Here is a 20,414-nt window from a genome sequence, read left to right as displayed (position 1 = left end):
GCGAAGCGATTCGCAGCTTTTTTCCTACTCTCCCCTTTCATCAAAATAATTGAAGAAAGACTCTACCATGTCTGGATCGAAATGCTTTCCTTTTTGTTCGTTCAAGAAAGATAATGCCCTCGCCACTGACCAAGAGTCTTTATACGCCCTTCTGCTGGTCAAGGCATCAAACACATCCACAATCGCAGTTATCCTTGCTTCCAATGGGATTTCCTCTCCTTTTAGACGATGGGGATATCCCGTTCCATCCCATTTTTCATGGTGATAGAGGATAATATTTTCCGCCACTTCGAGACTACTGATGACCTCATTGTTTATTTCCCTAGAAATCTTATTCAAAATATCGGCACCCATTAGTGGATGCATCTCGATGATTTTTCGTTCATAAGGAGATAATGGACCTGGCTTGTATAATATCCCTTCAGGAATCTCGGCCTTTCCGATATCATGTAAAATACTGGCGTGAGCAATATGGCTCTTATAGCTTTCAGACAGCTTCAGCTGCATTCGCCGATCATGCATGTATACCAGCTTTTCGCTTAATGTTTGCACTCTCAATAAATGCTCCTCTATGCCTGGATCGCGAATTTCGCATGAAATGGCTAGAACCTTCAATAATTCCCTCTGCGTCTCTGCCCTTTTCTTTTCCGAGAGATAAATCCCTTCCTTCAATTGTTCCAATTCTCGAAAAATCCCGACAAAATACAACTTATTTTCCAATTGAATAGGTGTAATCGTTATTGAGGAATGCCAAATTTCACCTGATTTCTTCCGATTGGTGAAAACCCCAGACCAAGGATTTCCCCTCTTCATTTCGCTTTTTAAAGATGTATAGGTAGCTGCTGGTGTTAACCCTGACTTTAAAAACCCAGCTTTGAATCCGATGATGCTGTCCCTGGAATACCCTGTCGTCTGTTCATAATAACGATTAATATCAAGTATACGATGATCTTGATCAGTAATGATGACAGCATCCCCCAGCTTTAAATACCCCGACAATACTATCGGCAGCACAGCTTTATCTTTCAATTTCCATCCCCCCTGCAAACTCCTTCTTTTCCGATGGATTATATCTGAGTCGTTTCAATGAAATTGCCATTCTTCACTCGACCCATATTCCCGCAGCATTTCCCTAGGTTAAATGAACTACATTTGAATAATAAGGTATATAATACCATAAAATGACGAAAGCAGTGGTTACTTTCGTCATGAATATTTCATGAGTTAGATGGGATGTTACATCATTCTTTAGCTCACTTAATCATGACAGGACGAGGGTAAATCGATTCAGTTCCAAGAACGTAATGCTTATATCTTTGGAGATGACTCTACTATATTCCTGTTTTCTGGAAAAAAAGAATGATTTTATTGTGTTTTAAAGGGCAATTCCTATATAATGCGCATTAGATGATTTTTTTTAGTACTGAATACGAAAGGAGACTGAACATGAAAAAACTATTGTATCCTATCGTTATCGGATTATTGGCTGTCGGCCTGACCGCTTGTGGTTCGAACGATGAAGCGGATAAAAAAAATGACGAAAAAGAAACTAAAACAACCGAGGCTCAGAAAAGCAAAGAAACGGCTAAAGCAACTGAGGAACAACAAAAGAAGATGGAAGAAATGCAAAAGAAATTGGACAAGCAAAAAGTGGATGAAAAGAAAACGGTAGCCATCGTCAATGACGAAAAAATTACCGGAGCGGAATATAACACTGTGTTATCGACGACACAAATGCAAATGCAGCAATTTGGACAAGACCCAACATCCAAGGAAGGTGCCAAGCAAATTAAAGAGCAAACCATCAATTCTTTAGTGGGACAAACATTATTGCTTCAAGCTGCTGACGAAAAAGGCTACACAGCCTCCAAGGCTGAAATCGAAAAGCAACTTGCCAAAATCAAAGAGCAATATGAAACTGAAGAAAAATTCCAGGAAGCGATGAAGCAAGCAGGCTTGAATTCTAAAATGCTCAACACGCAAATCGCCGAGAATATCCCCTATACGAAGTACGTAGACAAAGAGATTAAAGTAGAAGAACCAACGGATGAAGAAATCCAAAAATATTATGACCAAATTGCCGAACAATCAAAGGCAAGCGGGCAAGAGGTAAAGAAATTGGATGAAATGAAGCCACAGATCAAGGAACAACTAGAACAGCAAAAGAAACAAGAAAAGCTTGTGAAACATGTGGAAGAACTTCAGAAAAAGGCGAAGGTCGATATTAAAATCTAACCGAGAACATACAGGATTATAAAAGAGGTTTCGGAGGGCACCCCCTTCCGAAACCTCTTTGTTTTTTGAAAAAATTCACAAATTACGGACCTCTGCTTCTAATGGCAGCACACCTTTTTGGTTTTCATGTCATTTTCGAGAAAAGAGCTTCCTTATCTTTCCTCCCGTGAAGTACGTGGTAGAGAGGGATGCCCAACATGATTAGGCCTGCCAGCGATAAATACATACCTCTATATCCGATTAAAGGTACAAAACAGCCTAATATGAAGGGACCAAAACCGATACCCAATTCAAGAAAAACGAGATATGTCGATGTTGCCAATCCAATTCTTTCCCTAGGAGTCATCTTGATGGCAAGAGACTGCGTACAAGATTGAAAGTTCCCATATCCTAATCCGACAAATGCCGATGCCACCAAAAAGACGAAACTTGTTTGCGCCTGGCTAATTAAGAACATGCCAATCGCAAATAATACCAAGCCGGGATAGGCTACACTATTGCCGCCTTTCAAATCAACCAGCTTCCCTGTAAATGGTCTTGAAACCAAAATGGCGATTGCATAGACAAGAAAGTAAAAACTGCCCGCCTCCACTAAATCGATTTCGGCAGTATAAGCGGTGATGAATGAAAGGATGCTTGAATATCCAAGAGCTATCACGAATATCGAAATTGAAATCGGCAACGCCTTAGGTTCAATGAAGCTGGAAAATGCAAATCGGCTACTCGCTGATGTCATGATCTCCTTTACTGGGGGATTCACAAGAACGGAAATGATCAAGCTTATCACTCCCATCACTAATGAAAAGAAGAAAATACTCGTGTAATTACTATATTCTATCAGCGCGACACCAATCAAAGGACCGATTGCCGCCGCCAAAACTGCACTCAAACTGAAATAACCGATTCCCTCTCCATATTTATTGGCCGGGATGACCTTTCCTACGATTGTTCCGGTTGCTGTAGTGGCCATTCCCACACCGATTCCCTGTAAAAAGCGAATTACCATGAGGGCTACTATATTGGCAGGCAGAAAGTAAAAAAAGGTCATTATGATATTAATGGCAATGCCCATCACCAGCATTCTTTTATTCCCTATACTTTCTATGTACCGCCCTGCAAATAACCGACTCACAAGAGCTCCAATGATGAAGATACTGGCCGCCAATCCTGCAGTACTGACGGAAACATCATATTTTTCAATTGCATAAGGGGCCATCGTTACCAACAGTAAATACATCGATAGCATTAAGCCAAAGTTAACCATCGATATGGAAATAAAATCTTTCGTCCATACTCCTTCTTTTTTCAAGATACACATCCTTTGGCTGGACTATTCTCGACACATGGCTATAATCCTGACTGACAACTCCAAAAATCTTTCTTATGGCCGTCTATTCCAGCAGAGTTAATTGATAACAATTTTCATTATCAATTGACTAAGGCCAAATGTCAATATCTATCCTTCTGCAATGGTACGATCAACCTTTTGCCGGTCAATTTAAAAATCATTGTTTTTATGAACCAAAGCCTGGAACATGTAAAAGTGTTTATACTGGTTAGACTTTCTTGGTGCCATCCACGATTTCTAGAATATTTTTGGTTTATGAGGCATAATGGTTGCCGATTTAACCCTGGTAAAGGCAGCGGGTGTGCCCTCATAAGTGGTTCAAGCTTTGATTCATAGCACCTAAACCGCCCCGTAATGATTACGGCGCGGTTTTACGGTTCATTTTATTAACAAAGAGGAAACTTCAAAAAGGTGAGCGGATCGATTTAAGAGGTTCTACGTAGAGCACATTGAATCTATTCATTTCCATTACCACAAATGGAAAAACCTGAGTCCGATAAATATCGGACTCAGGATTACGAAGCGGCTTAAACTATATGTCTAATTCATAGTTTATAATACCTTTATAAATATTTTCGATGAATCCCTTTTCCATCATAGGAAAACAAGACTTCTTTTCCTTCCATCACCGATTCCATATGCACGGACCGTCCCCAGAGCTGATGGATATAGGGCATGACTTTTTCGAGGTATTTCAGGTCCAGTTCAATATCTTCGAACCAATGCTTTAGATATAGCTCACCATTACGCATATAGTCGCCATCATTCACGGTGATATAAGGGAAACCGCCGTTCACCCTCATGCTGACAAGCTGATCGCGGACCTGCTCCCATGCCTTATCGACGATTTTATAATCTTTTCCCTGCTTTTGGAATAAATACATATCCTCCCGCATGACCAGGTCCTTCGTCAAATAATTGCGGAGAAAGGAAATATCCGATTCGATTTCCCTGACCTCGAACATTTTTTCCCGACCAGATCCAGGCTTGACGCCCAGCCTGATCATTTCTTCCGTTGGATTATCATAGCGATCCTCAATATCCTCAATCACCTTCAATCCAAGATAATAAGGATTGATGCTGGTCCGTGATGGTTGGACGACTCCAGCATTCAGCTTAGCGAACTCGATTGCCTCCCCTGAGGATAAATCCAATTCACGGATGATGCGTTGATGCCAGTAAGAAGCCCAGCCTTCGTTCATGATTTTCGTTTCCAGCTGAGGCCAGAAATACAGCATCTCTTCCCGGATCATCGTCATGATATCCCGCTGCCAATCGGCTAAATCCCGGCTGTACTGTTCAATGAAAAGCATAATATCCTTTTCAGGCCGCGGTGGGAATTTTTTTCTTTTTTTCATGCTCGATTTTTTCGGTTTATCTTTACTATCCAGATTCCATAGATCATCGTATTGCGTAGCTGCCGGTTTTATTTCCTCTTCCTCTTCCTCGTCTTCCATTGTCCAAGCTAGCTTCGGTCTCATTAGTGAAGGATCGATGTGTTCTTCGATGGCTAAAAGTGCATCAAGGAACGTTTCCACTTCCTTTTTTCCATGCAGGATTTCATAATCCCGGATTCTTTCTGCGGTGGCTGACATGCTTTCCACCATATCCCTCTTCGTATTATTGAAACGAATATTATTTTTGAAGAAATCACAATGCGCCAATACATGGGCAACAATCAATTTATTCTGTACAAGTGAATTGGAGTCCAGCAGGAAAGCGTAACAAGGATCAGAGTTAATGACAAGTTCATAGATTTTGCTTAACCCAAAGTCATACTGCAGTTTCATCTTGTGGAATTGCTTCCCGAAGCTCCAGTGGGAAAAACGGGTTGGCATCCCATAAGCACCAAATGTATAAATGATTTCCGAAGGGCAAATCTCATAACGCATCGGGTAAAAATCCAACCCGAACCCTGTTGCTATTTCAGTAATCTCACTAATGGCATATTCCAGAGCCTTTTGCTCCGCTCCATTCATCCGATATCCCCCTTGTCTTCCGCCTTTACACTAATGTATGAAAAAAAGGAGGAAAAATGCCGTGATCATGTGTAAAGGTCACCGATAACAGAAAAAACATCTTCACTTTAAAGAAGATGTCAGCTCTAATCTGCTGTAATGATTTTGTTTAGCTCGACTCTCACAATTTTGCCCATTCCGCATTCATTGGCCTTTTATTCGCCCTTGAACGGAGCCAGGATGTGAACAAAGAAATACCCTTCCCTCTTTAAATCCTGGGAAGCTATATTGAAAACCGACTAACTCATCATTGATATAGCCGCCTAATACAAGACCCCCATTTTTGACTGCGGTAAGTGTCTGATGGGTAGGTATGCAATCCATGCCCCATACAAGGATTTCAAGCCGCTGCACCTCCTGTAGATCTTCTAGTGATGATAGCGACTTAATGATTAATTCATCTGCCATGCCGAGACTCCCCCTCCCCATACTTCTCAAAAGTAAGAATGATGGCCTTCGTCAGGATTTCAATCCCTGACAACAAAGCATCTTTGTTGAAGGTCATGTCAGGATGATGGAGCCCCGGTGCCAAATCACACCCCAACCCAAGCATCGTCGCTTTGATCTCTGGTTTTTTTAGCGTATAAAAATGAAAATCTTCCCCTCCCGTTGTTACGACAGGCGCTACCAAATTTTCTTTTCCGAGTGTATCGGCTATCGCTTCAGCCATGATTTCCTGTGCTTGTTCGTTCACAACTGCTGCAGCTACATTAGATACGGGCTGAAGAGTCATTTCAACATCGTTAGCAGTCGCCAACGCCTCTGCAACTTTTCCTACCTTTTTGGTGAGCATCTTCATCACTTCATTATCTTGGGCACGTAAATCCAATGAGAAAGTGGCTTTTCCAGGAATGATATTGGCACTTTCACCTCCAGCAGCAAATTGCGTCATCTTCACTGAATACGGTATCGATGGATTGAGGTGAATGCCATTTAACAATGTGACGAATGCCGCTCCTATTTCAATCGCATTTTGCCCTTGATGCGGTCTTGCCCCATGGGCGTCCGTCCCGACTATTTCGCCTTTCATGAACTGTGCGGCACCATGGAAAATGGCTGGTGCAGCCTGCCCGTCCTTCACTTCCTCCATCGGCCTTACATGCACGCCATAAAGGAAATCGACACCTTCCAATACATTTTCTTCAATCATCTTCAAAGCACCAGTCCCTTTTTCCTCAGCGGGCTGAAAAATGAACCTCAGCTTTCCTGCCGGCCTATAGTCCAGCTCAGTCAATACAAGGAACACTCCAAGTGCCAAGGTCATATGTCCGTCATGACCACAGGAATGATTAGCCTGAAACGTCCCACGCACCTCCTGCCAAAGAGCATCGATATCGGATCGCAGACCGACCGTGAAAACACCGGCGCCGATTTCCCCGATTACTCCTGTGCAGCTTTCGAGGGTTTGTGGCGTACAAAGGTTTTCCCTTAAGATATCGGAAATGAAGGCTGTCGTATTCACTTCATTCCAGCTCGTTTCAGGATGGGCATGCAGATGATCGAATATCTCGAAGATGCGCGGCCTTAATGCTTGGATCGCTTGTTTAATATCCATGTCTTTTTCCCCCTCAGCGGTTTGGAACGTCAAAAGAAATAGTCATCTTGATTGAACGCATCATACATGGCTTTTCTTTCTTTGAAACGTTGTTCATCTTTAATCGATACTCCCGCTACTAAACTATTCAATACAGAGAATAAAACAGGCGCCGTATCGATGGTGGATGTCCTCGGTGTTGAAATCGGCAATAAAATGTCCGTGAACTCGGCAATTGGAGCCAGCTCGGAATCAGTCAAGCCGATGACAATAGCACCGGCGCGTTTAGCCATTTCCGTTATCTTCACGGTCTCTTTTACGTATCGATGAAACGAAATGGCCAGGAAAACGGAATTTTCAGTCATTTTACTTAGTTGTAAAAATTACTCATCCGTATCCGGTCTATATAAATCGACTTCCTCCCGAACAAGCCTAAGCGTAAAAGTTAACCAATGTGCTGCCGAGTATGATAAACGATGTCCCGCTATCAATATATTTTCAGCTTCGGCCAACTTATCGACCGCTTTTGAGAAATCATCATCGGATAGTTGTTGTATCGTTTTCTCGATGCTGCGTATATCCTGATCCATCACTTGAGCCATGAAGTTTGGCTGATTGGCAGCTTCTAGTTTGGAAGCATGGTATTCCTGCAAGCTGCTGTTTTCTTATATTAATTGATTACGGATAAGTTTTTGAAGTTCCGCAAATCCACTTAAACCTAATGAATAGCAAAAACGTATGATCGCGGTTTCACTGACGCCAATTTCCTCCCCAAGCTTTTGGGCTGAGGTGACAGCACATGTATGTGATTGCACTAACAAATATTTTGCTACTTTTTTTTGACCAGTTGATAAATCAGGGAACACTTCCTTGACTTTTTGCTGTAAATCCATAAAACATCCTTTCGTATACTTTTTATATGACGATATGAAGTCAAAGCTTCACCCAACAATAAAAAACATTTTAACATGGCTTCTTTAAGAAAAACAACAATATTCAGAATTATCAATTAAAATTAAAGTAACCCACGAAGCTTGGCTAAGTGGGTTACTTTAATTTATTTTTTATGACGCTTCGCATAACCGCAGCGTTTACACAACTCTTCAACGGCGCATCTCCTGGAAAAGCCATCATACATATTTCTCGCACGTTCACCATTAAGAATTTCTTCAAGTGACGTGTCAAAAATATTGCCAAGGGGGATTTTCCCTTCACTATCCAAGCAACAAGGCACAACCGTGCCATCCACCAAGATTCCCAACTGATCTCTTAGTGCATAACAGAATATATTCTCATCAATAATGTCACGGTCCAATTCTGGCCATTCAAATTTTTCAGCCATATTTATATATACTCGATTCTTCAACTTGATATTATTCTTTTGCTGAAGTGCTTCACTAAGACGAATGTCCAATGATAGCTTACTCTCCAACATGCTAAGAATATCGTCGTTCAGGCCATTGCTCGCTTTTAATTCAGCTGTATCCATATTCCATAATCGGATGGCACAAATCACTTCACTTGTTTCATGGGCCTCATTTATGAAATCGGCAATATTGCTGACATATGAATCAAGACTATTGGTTGTGTCATTCGCTTCGAAGCTATGAAGGGATATATTGATTTGACGAAGGGCTTTTTTCGAAAGGAGTTTTTCCTTTACCTTTTGAATTAAAGTACCATTTGTTGTAATGTTCACTTTTAGATCATTTTCAGCACTTATATCAAGGAATGTGCCCAAATTTTTATTTAAAAATGGTTCACCCATTAGATGGAAGTATATATGATCGGTGTGTGGTTTGATTTTTTCAATGACGTGCGAGAAACCTTCCGGATCCATGAATTTCAGAGTCCTTTGCAAACTGGAGCTAGGACAGAAATTACACTTCAGGTTACATATATTAGTTATTTCCACATAAACTTTCTTGAACTTTCTCATGTTTTGCTACCCCTAATATCAAGCTATATTGTTTCAATCAATACTAACTATACTGGTTTGCAGCTCATAAAAGCAATCAAAAATTCTTGGTAACATCATATGGACAATCATTATAACAACTTAAGCCGTGCATTTTTCCGCCGTTTTCCAAAGAATGCAGAAAAAACATCTTCTGAAGGCGAAGATGTTCGGCAAGGTGCAATCCCTTCTTTTCGTATACTGAAATCACTTTCCTTTTTGCTCGGCAACCTTTAAACTAAGTAATTTTTTGTTCCGTAAATCATGTTGCACAGTCACGATGACATTGAACTCCACTCCATTGGCTGAGACCAAAAATTTAAAATCGTCTTCGACAAAATTCTTCGCTACCGTTTTTCTCCCCTTATATTCATAATCAGTAACTTCATTTCCGGGATAATCCGCTTGGACGACAGCAATCGCTATCTTTCCATATTTTTCATAATCGGGCTTTTCGGCGGCTTCAACTAAAATCGACCCTGACTGGAAAAGCAAAAAAACTCCCATAAATATCATGATGACTTTCTTCAAACAGTTTTCCTCCTTATAAGTTACTCTTACGTATTATTATGTAATATCGTTCAATTGTTATGCATCTCGTTCGCTTCTTTTACAAGCATGATTCCAATGGCCCGGTTCCTTTCCCATTCCTCGGGAAATACAGACATTGGCGGATTTGTTTCATCCACTAAATAACTTAGCTCGATTGTCATACCTGGACGATTGAATTTAGTGATGAACCAATCGGTAAATCCGCTGCCTACCGCTTCTTTTTCGGGAAAGGTCAGTTCATAGCCAGTCAATTCCGCCGTTTTTTTGGCAATTCCATAATCCCTCGCCATATTTTCGCGTTTATTGTGATAATGCCAAAAGATTTCCCTTCCCGACGTATGGTAGGAAACCGCAACAAGAGGATCAATTTCCTTAGTGAATTTCACGAGCGCCTTAGCCTCGGCTGCCTGAAGGGGCTGTCTCCCTTTAAAAAACCGGTAAGCTGGTTTCGTTTCATCGCTCATGACTTCTTTCCATCCGGCCGGATATTGCCTATTCAAGTCAATCCCTTTGGCATTTGCCTTCCAACGTGACCAATTCGCACTATACCTGTTCATCTTCCAGACGGATATTTTTTCAAGAACATTCAAGCTTGATAAATCGCCTTGCTGAATGCTGACGCCATCCGGATTCAGCATCGGAATAAACCATATGCTGACTTGATCCAGTAATCCCGCAGGGTAACCTTCAACGGGCTTTCCTGCACGATATGCGGCTGCATATTCTCCAAGCATCGCCATCAGGAGTTTCGAGCTTAGCCATTCGCGGCCATGATGTGATCCGACAAGCAAAATCGCTTTTTTCCCATTTCCTAACTTGACTGCTTTAATATCTTTTCCTTTTTCCGTTTGGCCGATTATTTGTACGTCCAATTGATATTGCTCCTGGATTTGTTTCAGGTCGACCTCCATACGTTCAGGGGAATACACGGCTTCTGCCCTTTTTGTTTCCGGAAAAAAAATCAAGGCCATTATTACGATCAGCATTATTTTTCTCATGTACTCACCTTTGTTTTTATTCAGGTAAAAAGCAACAACCGCGGTCCAAATACATCGCCACTTATTGTAAGGAGAGGTTCTGACCCGAACTGAACAAAATACAAATAGCTCCTTAATAAGGGGGAGAACTACATGAGGATCGCGGACTATGATCAAGCATTGTTTCACACACATCGTTCTGATTGGGACAGCTTGTTAATACTAATGGTACGAACGAAAGACCACATTCTTTCGAAAAAAATCGAACATTTTTTACACGCGTACAGGTTTGAGCATGATTATCAAATCGTTCAATCTGAGCTGTATGCCCTGCTTCGGTATTTGGATCATGCTGCCGAAAAAACAAATGCTTATTTAAGTGAACTTCCAGGATAAATCAACTATAGCTTTTGCAATACGGGAAAATATATACAAGAAGATTCGGATTCGGGATAAACTTTGGCTGGTGAAATCCTTTAAAACAAGGAAGGGTCAGGTATGCAAATACCTGACCCTCATTCCATTATTTTTTTATCGTTGCATATGCTGTTGCATACAATTTAAGTTCCTCGAGTAAACCTTCTACAAGTACGGCTGACTCTTCAAATAAACCATCTTTTTCATAATCGAAGCAATGTGGATCAAGAACCAATTGTTTTGGGATCACATTGGCGTAGAGGCTGCGCCCTACCGTCCTCACGGAATTCAAGGCGTTGATCCCGCCTTTCCCTCCGCCGGAAACAGCAAGTAATGCCACTGGTTTATGTGCGAATTGCTCACTGCTAAGAAAATCCAAAGCATTCTTCAAAGCACCACTCATCGAACCATGATATTCAGGAGTCGTAAGAATCACCCCATCCGCTTCCTCGATGCTTTTACGAAGACCTTGAATCACTTCTAATTGATATTGTTCACCTTCACCTGAATATAAAGGAATCTCACTATTGCTTAGGTCGATAAGTTCCGCTCCGTATTTCTTGGATATGTAACGTGATGCAATCCCTGTACGCCCTTGTTTACGTGGTGAACCATTAATAATCACTAACTTCATGTATTAGTCCCCTCCCATTGTCAACTCTCTCTTAGTTTAGATGATAATCGATTGACTTCCATCACTCGCCAATTCAGTATAACAAAATTAAAGCAGAAATACCTTGAAAAATTACATGATCGGTTCCTGAATATTTATATGCGATATCCCTCTATTGACAACAAAAACGAAACCCTTTTGATAATATTGAATTCGAGTACTCAAAGGCCACCGCATGGACATTGGTAAGGGAGCACCTGAAGTGAAGTGACCGAAGTATTGATTGTCCAACTTCTAGGCAATCGCGATCTAACTCCGGTTCCATTCAAAGTGCATTGGAATGAATGGTCAATGTACAAAACACTCAAAAAAACTGTAGACAAACTCCATCATGCTCGAGTTTATCTACAGTTTGTAAGGATGACCGAAACCTTTTCTTTACATATTAATTCCTTAAACCAATGCTTCAATCTGGTCCATAAAATTCGTCATCACTGCCGATAACTTGGATTCAGCTTTAGACATTGTTTTACCTTGAACACCGAAGTAGAATTTAATTTTCGGTTCCGTGCCGGATGGACGAAGACATACCCATGTGCCATCTTCCAGGAAATACTTTAAAACGTTCGATTTAGGAAGCTCAATCAGTTCTTCTGCGTTTGAGGGCAGCGTACGTTTCTTGCTGCTCTGATAATCTTCCACTATGGTTACTCGACTGCCTGCAATTTGAGCAGGAGGATTTTCCCTGAATTGATTCAGTATTCCAGAAATCTGCTTTGCACCCTCAATTCCCTTCAGCGTCAACGAGCGCAACCCTTCCAAGTAGAAGCCATATTTTTCGAAAACGTTCAATAACCCTTCATAAAGAGTCAGTCCCTGTTTTTTATAATAAGCACAAACCTCTACAGCGAGCACTGCCGCTTGAATCGCATCTTTATCACGGGCAAAGTCTTTAATCAAATAACCATATGACTCTTCATATCCGAACAAAAAGCTATGTTGCCCAGTTTCATTATATTGCCGGATTTTCTCGGCGATGAATTTAAAACCGGTAAGTACATCTACCGTAGGCAATCCATAGGATCTGGCAATTGCCCTGCCTATTTCTGAAGTGACGATCGTTTTTAAGACGACTCCATTTGTTGGAATTTCATCTTTTTCCTTTTTCTGTGCAAGTAAATAATCAAGGAAAAGGGCGCCCGTTTGATTTCCCGTCAGCACGACGTACTGCCCTGATTCGTTTTTCACCGCAATCCCCAACCTATCGGCATCCGGATCTGTTGCGATTAATAAATCGGCCTCAACTTTGTTTCCGAGCTCGATGGCCATTTCAAATGCCGCTGGTTCTTCGGGGTTTGGTGACTTCACTGTCGAAAAATCAGGATCTGGCAGTTCCTGCTCCTTAACAATATGTAAATTTTGATAACCTAGGCTTTTCAGTGCCCTCCTGACTGATTTATTAGCCGTTCCATGAAGCGGCGTAAAAACGATCGACACATCGATTTCCTCTGCCAGCTCAGCATTCTCGGGAACTGTCAGTAATTCCCGGTTATAAGCTGCATCCAACTCCTCACCGACAATTTCGATAAGCCCCTTCTCTTTTAGAGCTTCAACTTCTTCAATCTGAATATCAAGCTCACTTTCAATGCCATTCACATAGCCGATCACTTGATCTGCAGCATTTGGCGTCAGTTGGGCCCCATCTTCGCCATAAACCTTATATCCATTATACTCGGGTGGGTTGTGGCTTGCGGTTATGACGATTCCAGCAAAAGCATTCAGCTCCCGCACAGCAAAAGATAATTCGGGAGTCGGGCGCAATTCATCGAATAAATAAGCCTTCACCCCAAATGTCCCTAATGTTTTAGCTGCTTCAAGTGCAAATTCGGGAGACTTATGTCTTGAATCATACGCGATCACGGCGCCTCTTTCTTTTGCCTTTTCGCCAAACGAAGTGATGAATTGGGCCAGCCCCGCCGTAGCCTTCCTCACCGTATAGAGATTCATCCGGTTTGTTCCTGCTCCGATTTCCCCGCGCATGCCGCCTGTCCCAAACTCCAGGTTCTTATAAAAAGCATCTTCCAGCTTTGCTTCATCCCGCTCCATTTTCTCAAGGAGGACACGTAACTCCCCATTTAAATTCTGGTACCCGGCCCATTTGGTATATAACGTTTTCCAGTCCATATCCAACATCTCCTCCCAAACGCTTCACTATGTTTTATGTATCTAGCTTACATATACAAAATTATCACATTATTTCCAATAAATGAAGTAAAGGCTCGAAATGAGAGGAAACACACGAAGCGTCACTTCTCATCACGAGCTCTTTAACTGCTTTATTTTCCACCTTTTTGATATTGTATCTTGTATAAATCATGACGGCGATCTTTTAATTGCCTTACTGTCCCTGATTGTCTTTCTCGACGCAATATTTCCAGGTCAACATCGCCAATCATGACCATCTCCAAGTTCGGGCTCGTTTCCCCGACTATGCCGTCACGAGCAAATTCGAAATCGGATGGAGCAAAAATTCCCGATTGGGCATATTGGATATCCATATTTTCCGTTTGCGGCAAATTACCGACCGTTCCGGAAATGACGGTATAAATTTGATTTTCCACAGCACGTGCCTGCGCACAATAACGAACGCGCAAATAACCTTGCCTGTCTTCAGTGCAAAATGGAGTGAATATGATTTTGGCTCCCATGTCGGTAGCAATCCGGGCAAGCTCCGGAAACTCAATATCATAACAAATTTGGATCGCAATTTTCCCACAATCCGTATCGAAGACACGAACGCGGTCGCCTGCGTTGATCCCCCACCATTTCTTTTCATTCGGTGTGATATGAATCTTATATTGCTTTTCAATCGTACCGTCACGACGGAATAAATACGCGATATTGTAAATGTTATCATCGTCCTCTTTTACGAAATGGGAACCGCCGATGATATTAATATTATACCTTACAGCTAATGTGGTGAACAATTCGATATACTGCTCCGTGAAATCAGAAAGCTTCCTTACAGCCAAGCTAGGCGATCTTTCATTTAAGAATGACATCAGCTGGGTCGTGAACAATTCCGGGAATACCGCGAAATCAGCATTAGCATCCGATGCAACATCAGTGAAATACTCGACTTGGTTTGCGAAGTCATCGAATGAATCGATCTTGCGCAGCATGTATTGCACCACACAGATCCTAACAGGTTCTGAGGTTTTGTAATAACGTTTGGATTTCGCCTGGTAATCGACATTATTCCACTCCATGAGCGTGGCATACTTATTCGATTGCAGATCATCCGGCAAGTAATTCGGATTGATCCTCATGAGCGTGAATCCATTTAGCAGCTGGAATGAAAGCACTGGGTCATATATTTTATGTAACTGCACTTCTTTCACATATTCCCTTGGCATAAGCTCCTCAGCATGTTTATGGTAATTAGGGATCCTGCCGCCGATGATGATGCTCTTCAAATTCAGCTGTGCAACGAGTTCTTTTCTTGAATCATACAGCCTTTGTCCAATTTTCATCCTGCGAAAATTAGGATGGACCATGACCTCAATTCCATATAGGTTATACCCGTCCGGATTATGGTTCGTGATATAACCATTATCGGTTACATCGTCCCATGTATGGCGATCATCATATTCGTCAAAATTAATAATTAGGCTCGAGCATGAGCCAATCACTTTTCCATCATATTCCGCTACAAATTGCCCTTCAGGAAAAATTTCCAGATGGCTCTCTAGCTGTTCACGCTTCCATGGGACCATTCCCGGAAAGCAACTCGATTGCAGGGTGATTATTTCATCTATATCTTCTAGTCTCATGTTACGAATTTCCATTATTTTTTCATACTTTTGCAGGTCCAAATTTGGCATTTTCCTCAGACTCCTTTAATCTCTTCCATAAGAATTATACCCCTTATTCAAAAATTAAAACAACTGTTCCTATCCATGTTTTTCGCAATTGCTTGGCTAATATACCCCGAAAAAGAATATATATTTTACAGACCCCATCCATACATACTATACTTTTCTTTAGGGGAAAAAGAGATGGGGAAGAGGAACCAGGAATGAACAAAGCCCAGTGACGAAAACATTTTGTTTTTAGCCTGAGCTGCTTCCCGCGAATCATCCTATATCCTTTTTTAAAAATAGCAATCATTAGTAAAGTGAATTAGCTTTTTACCATTATATTATCCAAATCGATACGTGAGTTTCCATGTATCATCAATTCCCGACCATACCTATGCGTGCGGAAGAATTCCATGTACAGGACTATAAATTACGGGGTAGGTTTCATTTCCAACCCGTTCCTAGCCTTGACTGCATTCATCGTCATATGCATTTGCAGTTTCATCGTACGGACAAGATTCAAGGAGGTTGCAGCTTAATGAAGAAAATGGCTATTTTATTAGTGATAATCGTCGCTTTATTAGTCCTGATGGGCGTTTTGACAACGATGAAAAAAGAAGAAAAATCAAAGGGAAATCCGTATGGCAAAGATAAACTTGACCCAGCCACCGTCAATCAGCTGGATGACCCCAATTATCAAAACTTGATATTGCCCCAGGAATTGGAGCAAGACCTTAAGGATAATAAAGACGTGACTGTTTATTACTATAGTCCTAAAAATGCTTATAGTGAAAAAACCACGCCGGTCGTAGCGCCATTGGCAGAAAAACTGGGAATAGATCTTGTTCAATACAATCTATTGGAATTTGAGCAAGGGTGGAGCGATTATGGCATCAAGGATACCCCAACCATCGTTCACTATAAAAATGGAAAAGAACAAGAACGGATCGTTGGACTTAAAGAAGAGGAAACCTTTAAAAAATGGTTCGAGGACAACGACATTAATTAATGATGAAAAATGAGCCGGCCCTGACGGAATTGTTTCTCCCGTTATAGCCTGCTCATTTTTTATGGCTTATACTAGATATTGATTCGCCACTTGGATATCCATCATCTGCATATCATTACTCACTTCATGATTTACACGTGAAAAATGGTCATAATAAAAAGGGAAAAAGATTCCGTATTCATTTAATAAAGTAATATTATGTTTAAACAATTCCGCCAAGCTGGAATCCATCATTATGGAATCTTCTTCCTGGAGTTTACCTAAGATGGAATGGAGTACATGCAGACAAGTCATCACTTGATAAGCATCCCTTAAAGTACCCAAGTAGGTAGGTGTGCTGCGATTGGGCTCTAAAACGCCTATCTTCCGAAAATGAAGGATTTCACTTTCAGGAAAGTATTTTGGAAATACAGTTTCGTAGAAACGCGAAACGAGTCTCGCTATTTCTTGTTCTTGTTCTTCCGTTGAAGAAAAGACCGTCTTCACTAAAAAAACCACCTTTTTTCAGATCCGTTAGACCTATCTAATATATGTATATTCTAGGACAAGCGATTTCTTTCCAAATAGAATAACATAAAAATTGTAAAAAATATGTGGTAATTTCCACCACACTAACCTTAACAATAGGACGATTATCACTTTTTTCATGGATAACCTGTAATCATTATATATATTTTTCGTTTAAACTCAACCAAATAAGTCGAAAGTAGGAATGATATTGGGAAATTTCGATATGAATAATCAAAATATGTTAATTAAAGTACTGCCAAATTGGAATGGACTTTCTCTGGAAAAACTCTTCAGGGAACGGTGGAGAGCACCGAAGAAGCTGGTACATGAATGGAGAATGAGTAAAGAAGTGAAGCTCAATGGTCAAGCTGTTATATGGTCCGCTACCCTGCAACAAGGAGATCTGCTCAGCATCCCTTTAATGGAGGCAGTTGAAAATGAAGCCGTTCAAGCGACTAACTTAGAGATCCCGATTTTATATGAGGACGAGTGGCTGCTTGTAGCCAATAAACCCGCTGGCATCGATACGCATCCTTCCCGACCAGGAGATAATCATTCCCTCATAAATGGAGTCGCCCACCATCTTCAAGAAACCGGCCAAAGCTGTATGATCAAGCATATTCATAGGCTTGATAAAGACACGACCGGAGCGGTGCTTTTTGCCAAGAACCGCCTAATTGGTTCGATGCTCGATAGAATGTTGGAAGAAAGGGAGATCAAACGGACGTATGTAGCATTGGTCGAAGGAACCCTCCATAAGAAGGAAGGGGAAATCAAAGAAAAAATTGGCCGCGATCGGCATCATGCTACGAGACGCAGGGTTTCTCCGACAGGACAGACTGCAGTCACGCATTACCGGGTGATTAATCACGATCCCAAAAGAAACTTGTCGCTTGTCAGCTGTACCTTGGAAAGCGGCCGAACCCACCAAATCAGGGTGCATTTTAGCCATTTGAACCATCCTTTGGCAGGAGATACCTTGTATGGCGGCAAAGAAATTTTTCCGCGTCAAGCACTGCATGCACGGAAAATTGAATTCACCCACCCCATTACCGAAGAAAAATTGGTTATTGAAGCTCCATTCTTGGATAAACCTGAAATATTTGATGGTAACATCTAATCTACAGAAAACACCGTTCCATTACGGAACGGTGTGAATTGAATTTCTTCATTGAAAATAGGTTCCGCCCGCGCTTTCCTAAAAAAAAATGTATGATACATACAAATATTGGTATTATGTTTTAGGTGGTATGCTTTGAGGAAAATGAAATAAATTTTTACGATCATATTTAGCCTTTACTTTTTGAAGTCTGGCAAAGTTTGAGCCGTAATAGGCTTTTCCAAATTTTTTAATATTTTGGTCTGGAACATTAACATATGAACCTTTTACATAGGGCTTCATCAACTTACGTACTTTTTCAACTGATGCAAGATTCAGGGCTTCTTGTGATCTTTTTTCCCAGCTAGCATTCCATTCCGTATAAAACAAAGGGCTGCGCCAAAAAAAAGCGGTATGGGTGCTAGGTACTTTGCTTATAGCTCCACCCCAATTCAGAAAAAAGAAATTCGATTCTGTCCCTGTCGCCTTTTCCAAAAATTCCTTCATTATGGAAATGGGTTCATCCGGCCAAAGATTAAGTCCCCAAGCCGATGAGAATTTAACATTCTGATCAGATCTACCAGGGATTGGTTCATCAGGATCCAAGAAATCGATAGCATCTGGATAAAGTAATGTTTCTATATCTATTTTAGTTGGGGTTCCAGTATTTGTTAAGGGTTTTAATAATTTTATCAGCTCAGCTTTTGAACCTAAGAAAATACCTTCTGCATGACAAAGACCATTTACTTTGCTGAATATTTCGAGTATGCATCCTAATCGTTCATCTACAAACGGTGCCCAACCTTGCCAAGCTCTAAACACTGTTTCCAATTGTTCCCACGGCCAAATAATATTGAAGACGGTTGCAGTTTTCGGGGCACGGCGAACTTTAAAAGTGTATTCGGTATTATAGCCAAAATTACCGCCTCCGCCACCTCTTGAAGCCCATAGTAGATCCTCATTGCAGTCTTCATTCGCCTGAATGATCCTGCCTTTGGCGTCCACCGTTTCCAGTGCAAGAAGGTTATCACTTATAAGGCCAATCGATCGTGAGAGTACTCCAAATCCGCCGCCCATCGTAATACCTCCGATTCCTACTGTTGGGCTATCTCCAAACGGAGCCATAAAGCCTTCCCGAGCTAATCCCTTTACAAGCGGACCGACGTTAACTCCTGTTTGAACGGTTGCAATCTCCTTTAATTTATTCAAACGAACTTTTTTCATATCACTCACATCAATGACGATACCTCCGTTTACCACTGAGAGGTCCTTATCTAGAGCATGGCGTCCGCTTCTGACACGCAAGGGCACTTTATTCTCACGAGCCCATTTAATAGCATTACTTACATCGAAGGAATTTTGTGCAAAAACAAATACAAGAGGAAGGGCATCAACATAAGGGTTCCAATTCTTAATTGCTTTTTTATAACCCGGGTCCCCTTTAAAGATTATCCGCCCTGTTAATTGTGTCGATCCCATATACCACACTCCTTCTTACGAAGTTAATGATTTTAAAAATGCAACTGTATATGATATGTGATATATATGTTAAAATGCCCCCCTGTTTTACATTGATGAACCAGCCAGCCATCAATAAAAAGCCAAACACCTGTGGAGTTTGGCCCTTAATCGTTTCTTCGATGCAAATAATGGTTTGCTGCCTTGTAAGATTATTCATCTTCAACTTGTGGGGCATAAAAAAACCGAACAACATCCCGGTCTGGATGTTGAGGCACAAAAAAAGATTGTAGAGAAAGTTACTCTACAATCTTGGTTGTCGCTTCATTTAGTTATTATGATGCTTTTCTCATGCCTTTTAAGATAAGGCTTAAGATGAAGACAAATACGATTGCTCCAATCAATGCCGGAATGATAGCGAAGTCTGCTACTGAAGGGCCCCAAGTTCCTAGAATCAATGAACCTAACCATGCACCGACGAAACCTGCAATAATGTTACCGATAATTCCAAATGGTACGTCACGTCCAACGATCATACCTGCTAACCAACCAATGATACCTCCGATAATTAATGACCATAAAAATCCCATAATATATTTCCTCCTTCAAATTATTGTTTTTAATCTACAGCAAAACTCCAAGAAATCTCTTTACGTTACTAAGTCCTGCCTATTCAGTTCTTTAACTTTACATTCAAATGGTATGATGCCGGTTATGCACAATATCTAATGAATGTGAATGTTTTAGTTAGTGGGTAAAGTTAGCTAGCCATAGCCCCTGAGTAACTGATTGGCACTCCTCGATGTGTTAGTGTGTTTTCTTTTTGT

General features: G+C 41.1%; 21 protein-coding genes and 1 pseudogene. 5 read left to right on the top strand and 17 right to left on the bottom strand.

Annotated features, from left to right (window positions below):
- Positions 1 to 24: 24 nt before the first annotated feature.
- On the bottom strand, positions 25 to 1,029 hold the full coding sequence (locus ABE28_RS04915) for an HD domain-containing phosphohydrolase (RefSeq protein ID WP_257390712.1): 1,005 nt from the start codon (positions 1,027 to 1,029) through the stop codon (positions 25 to 27).
- Positions 1,030 to 1,446: 417 nt separating this feature from the next.
- On the opposite strand from ABE28_RS04915, the gene ABE28_RS04910 reads away from it, so the two are divergent.
- On the top strand, positions 1,447 to 2,235 hold the full coding sequence (locus ABE28_RS04910) for a SurA N-terminal domain-containing protein (RefSeq protein ID WP_064466784.1): 789 nt from the start codon (positions 1,447 to 1,449) through the stop codon (positions 2,233 to 2,235).
- Positions 2,236 to 2,359: 124 nt separating this feature from the next.
- On the opposite strand, the gene ABE28_RS04905 is transcribed toward ABE28_RS04910, so the two are convergent.
- On the bottom strand, positions 2,360 to 3,544 hold the full coding sequence (locus tag ABE28_RS04905) for an MFS transporter (protein ID WP_257390711.1): 1,185 nt from the start codon (positions 3,542 to 3,544) through the stop codon (positions 2,360 to 2,362).
- 161 nt (positions 3,545 to 3,705) lie between these two features.
- On the opposite strand from ABE28_RS04905, the pseudogene ABE28_RS25635 reads away from it, so the two are divergent.
- A pseudogene (locus tag ABE28_RS25635) lies at positions 3,706 to 3,795 on the top strand (cell wall hydrolase); the annotation flags it as partial.
- Between the two features lie 351 nt (positions 3,796 to 4,146).
- Here ABE28_RS25635 and ABE28_RS04900 read toward each other — a convergent pair.
- From ABE28_RS04900 to ABE28_RS04870, 9 genes are all read right to left on the bottom strand, one after another.
- Positions 4,147 to 5,562, bottom strand: coding sequence for a SpoVR family protein (locus ABE28_RS04900; RefSeq protein WP_064466786.1), 1,416 nt, complete (start codon positions 5,560 to 5,562; stop codon positions 4,147 to 4,149).
- 183 nt (positions 5,563 to 5,745) lie between these two features.
- Positions 5,746 to 6,009 carry a hypothetical protein gene (locus ABE28_RS04895; protein ID WP_064466787.1) on the bottom strand — a complete coding sequence of 88 codons (264 nt, stop codon included), beginning with the start codon at positions 6,007 to 6,009 and terminating at the stop codon, positions 5,746 to 5,748.
- Positions 5,999 to 7,156, bottom strand: a complete 1,158-nt coding sequence (locus ABE28_RS04890) for a M20 peptidase aminoacylase family protein (RefSeq protein ID WP_180319978.1) — start codon at positions 7,154 to 7,156, stop codon at positions 5,999 to 6,001. The genes ABE28_RS04895 and ABE28_RS04890 overlap by 11 nt, the downstream gene beginning before the upstream one ends.
- Before the next feature lie 29 nt (positions 7,157 to 7,185).
- A complete protein-coding gene (locus ABE28_RS25630) occupies positions 7,186 to 7,500 on the bottom strand; it encodes a MurR/RpiR family transcriptional regulator (RefSeq protein WP_257390710.1) in 315 nt (104 codons plus the stop codon).
- 18 nt (positions 7,501 to 7,518) lie between these two features.
- Entirely contained in the window at positions 7,519 to 7,788 is a 270-nt protein-coding gene (locus ABE28_RS25625; protein ID WP_257390709.1) for a phosphoheptose isomerase family protein, read from the bottom strand.
- 12 nt (positions 7,789 to 7,800) lie between these two features.
- Positions 7,801 to 8,028, bottom strand: a complete 228-nt coding sequence (locus ABE28_RS25620) for a MurR/RpiR family transcriptional regulator (protein WP_257390708.1) — start codon at positions 8,026 to 8,028, stop codon at positions 7,801 to 7,803.
- A gap of 164 nt (positions 8,029 to 8,192) precedes the next feature.
- Complete coding sequence (locus tag ABE28_RS04880; protein WP_064466788.1) at positions 8,193 to 9,074, bottom strand: radical SAM/SPASM domain-containing protein; 882 nt, start codon at positions 9,072 to 9,074, stop codon at positions 8,193 to 8,195.
- Between the two features lie 225 nt (positions 9,075 to 9,299).
- The gene (locus tag ABE28_RS04875; RefSeq protein WP_064466789.1) at positions 9,300 to 9,623 is read right to left on the bottom strand and encodes a DUF3889 domain-containing protein; all 324 of its coding nucleotides are present in this window, start codon (positions 9,621 to 9,623) and stop codon (positions 9,300 to 9,302) included.
- A gap of 50 nt (positions 9,624 to 9,673) precedes the next feature.
- Positions 9,674 to 10,642 (bottom strand): M14 family zinc carboxypeptidase, encoded by a 969-nt coding sequence (locus ABE28_RS04870; RefSeq protein WP_064466790.1) that lies wholly within the window; start codon positions 10,640 to 10,642, stop codon positions 9,674 to 9,676.
- A gap of 132 nt (positions 10,643 to 10,774) precedes the next feature.
- Here ABE28_RS04870 and ABE28_RS04865 point away from each other — a divergent pair, with 132 nt between their 5' ends.
- Positions 10,775 to 11,017 (top strand): YhdB family protein, encoded by a 243-nt coding sequence (locus ABE28_RS04865; RefSeq protein WP_064466791.1) that lies wholly within the window; start codon positions 10,775 to 10,777, stop codon positions 11,015 to 11,017.
- Between the two features lie 127 nt (positions 11,018 to 11,144).
- On the opposite strand, the gene ABE28_RS04860 is transcribed toward ABE28_RS04865, so the two are convergent.
- From ABE28_RS04860 to ABE28_RS04850, 3 genes are all read right to left on the bottom strand, one after another.
- Entirely contained in the window at positions 11,145 to 11,672 is a 528-nt protein-coding gene (locus tag ABE28_RS04860) for an NADPH-dependent FMN reductase (protein WP_064466792.1), read from the bottom strand.
- A gap of 432 nt (positions 11,673 to 12,104) precedes the next feature.
- Positions 12,105 to 13,835, bottom strand: coding sequence for a phospho-sugar mutase (locus ABE28_RS04855; RefSeq protein WP_064466793.1), 1,731 nt, complete (start codon positions 13,833 to 13,835; stop codon positions 12,105 to 12,107).
- Positions 13,836 to 13,987: 152 nt separating this feature from the next.
- Positions 13,988 to 15,535: a bifunctional GNAT family N-acetyltransferase/carbon-nitrogen hydrolase family protein gene (locus tag ABE28_RS04850; RefSeq protein ID WP_064466794.1), complete on the bottom strand. Its 1,548-nt coding sequence runs from the start codon at positions 15,533 to 15,535 to the stop codon at positions 13,988 to 13,990.
- Between the two features lie 514 nt (positions 15,536 to 16,049).
- Here ABE28_RS04850 and ABE28_RS04845 point away from each other — a divergent pair.
- Entirely contained in the window at positions 16,050 to 16,520 is a 471-nt protein-coding gene (locus ABE28_RS04845) for a thioredoxin family protein (protein WP_064466795.1), read from the top strand.
- Between the two features lie 66 nt (positions 16,521 to 16,586).
- On the opposite strand, the gene ABE28_RS04840 is transcribed toward ABE28_RS04845, so the two are convergent.
- A complete protein-coding gene (locus ABE28_RS04840) occupies positions 16,587 to 17,006 on the bottom strand; it encodes a DUF5365 family protein (protein ID WP_064466796.1) in 420 nt (139 codons plus the stop codon).
- A gap of 247 nt (positions 17,007 to 17,253) precedes the next feature.
- Here ABE28_RS04840 and ABE28_RS04835 point away from each other — a divergent pair, with 247 nt between their 5' ends.
- On the top strand, positions 17,254 to 18,150 hold the full coding sequence (locus ABE28_RS04835; protein WP_064466938.1) for an RluA family pseudouridine synthase: 897 nt from the start codon (positions 17,254 to 17,256) through the stop codon (positions 18,148 to 18,150).
- 114 nt (positions 18,151 to 18,264) lie between these two features.
- Here ABE28_RS04835 and ABE28_RS04830 read toward each other — a convergent pair whose 3' ends face one another.
- Together ABE28_RS04830 and ABE28_RS04825 are read right to left on the bottom strand one after the other, a co-directional pair.
- Entirely contained in the window at positions 18,265 to 19,608 is a 1,344-nt protein-coding gene (locus ABE28_RS04830) for an FAD-binding oxidoreductase (RefSeq protein WP_064466797.1), read from the bottom strand.
- Positions 19,609 to 19,922: 314 nt separating this feature from the next.
- A complete protein-coding gene (locus ABE28_RS04825) occupies positions 19,923 to 20,177 on the bottom strand; it encodes a GlsB/YeaQ/YmgE family stress response membrane protein (protein WP_180319977.1) in 255 nt (84 codons plus the stop codon).
- Positions 20,178 to 20,414 lie beyond the last annotated feature (237 nt).

This window comes from Peribacillus muralis (genome assembly GCF_001645685.2).
Classification (GTDB): Bacteria; Bacillota; Bacilli; order Bacillales; family DSM-1321; genus Peribacillus; species Peribacillus muralis_A.
Note: the sequence above shows the minus strand (reverse complement) of the source record. Positions and strands in the feature narration are given on the sequence as shown.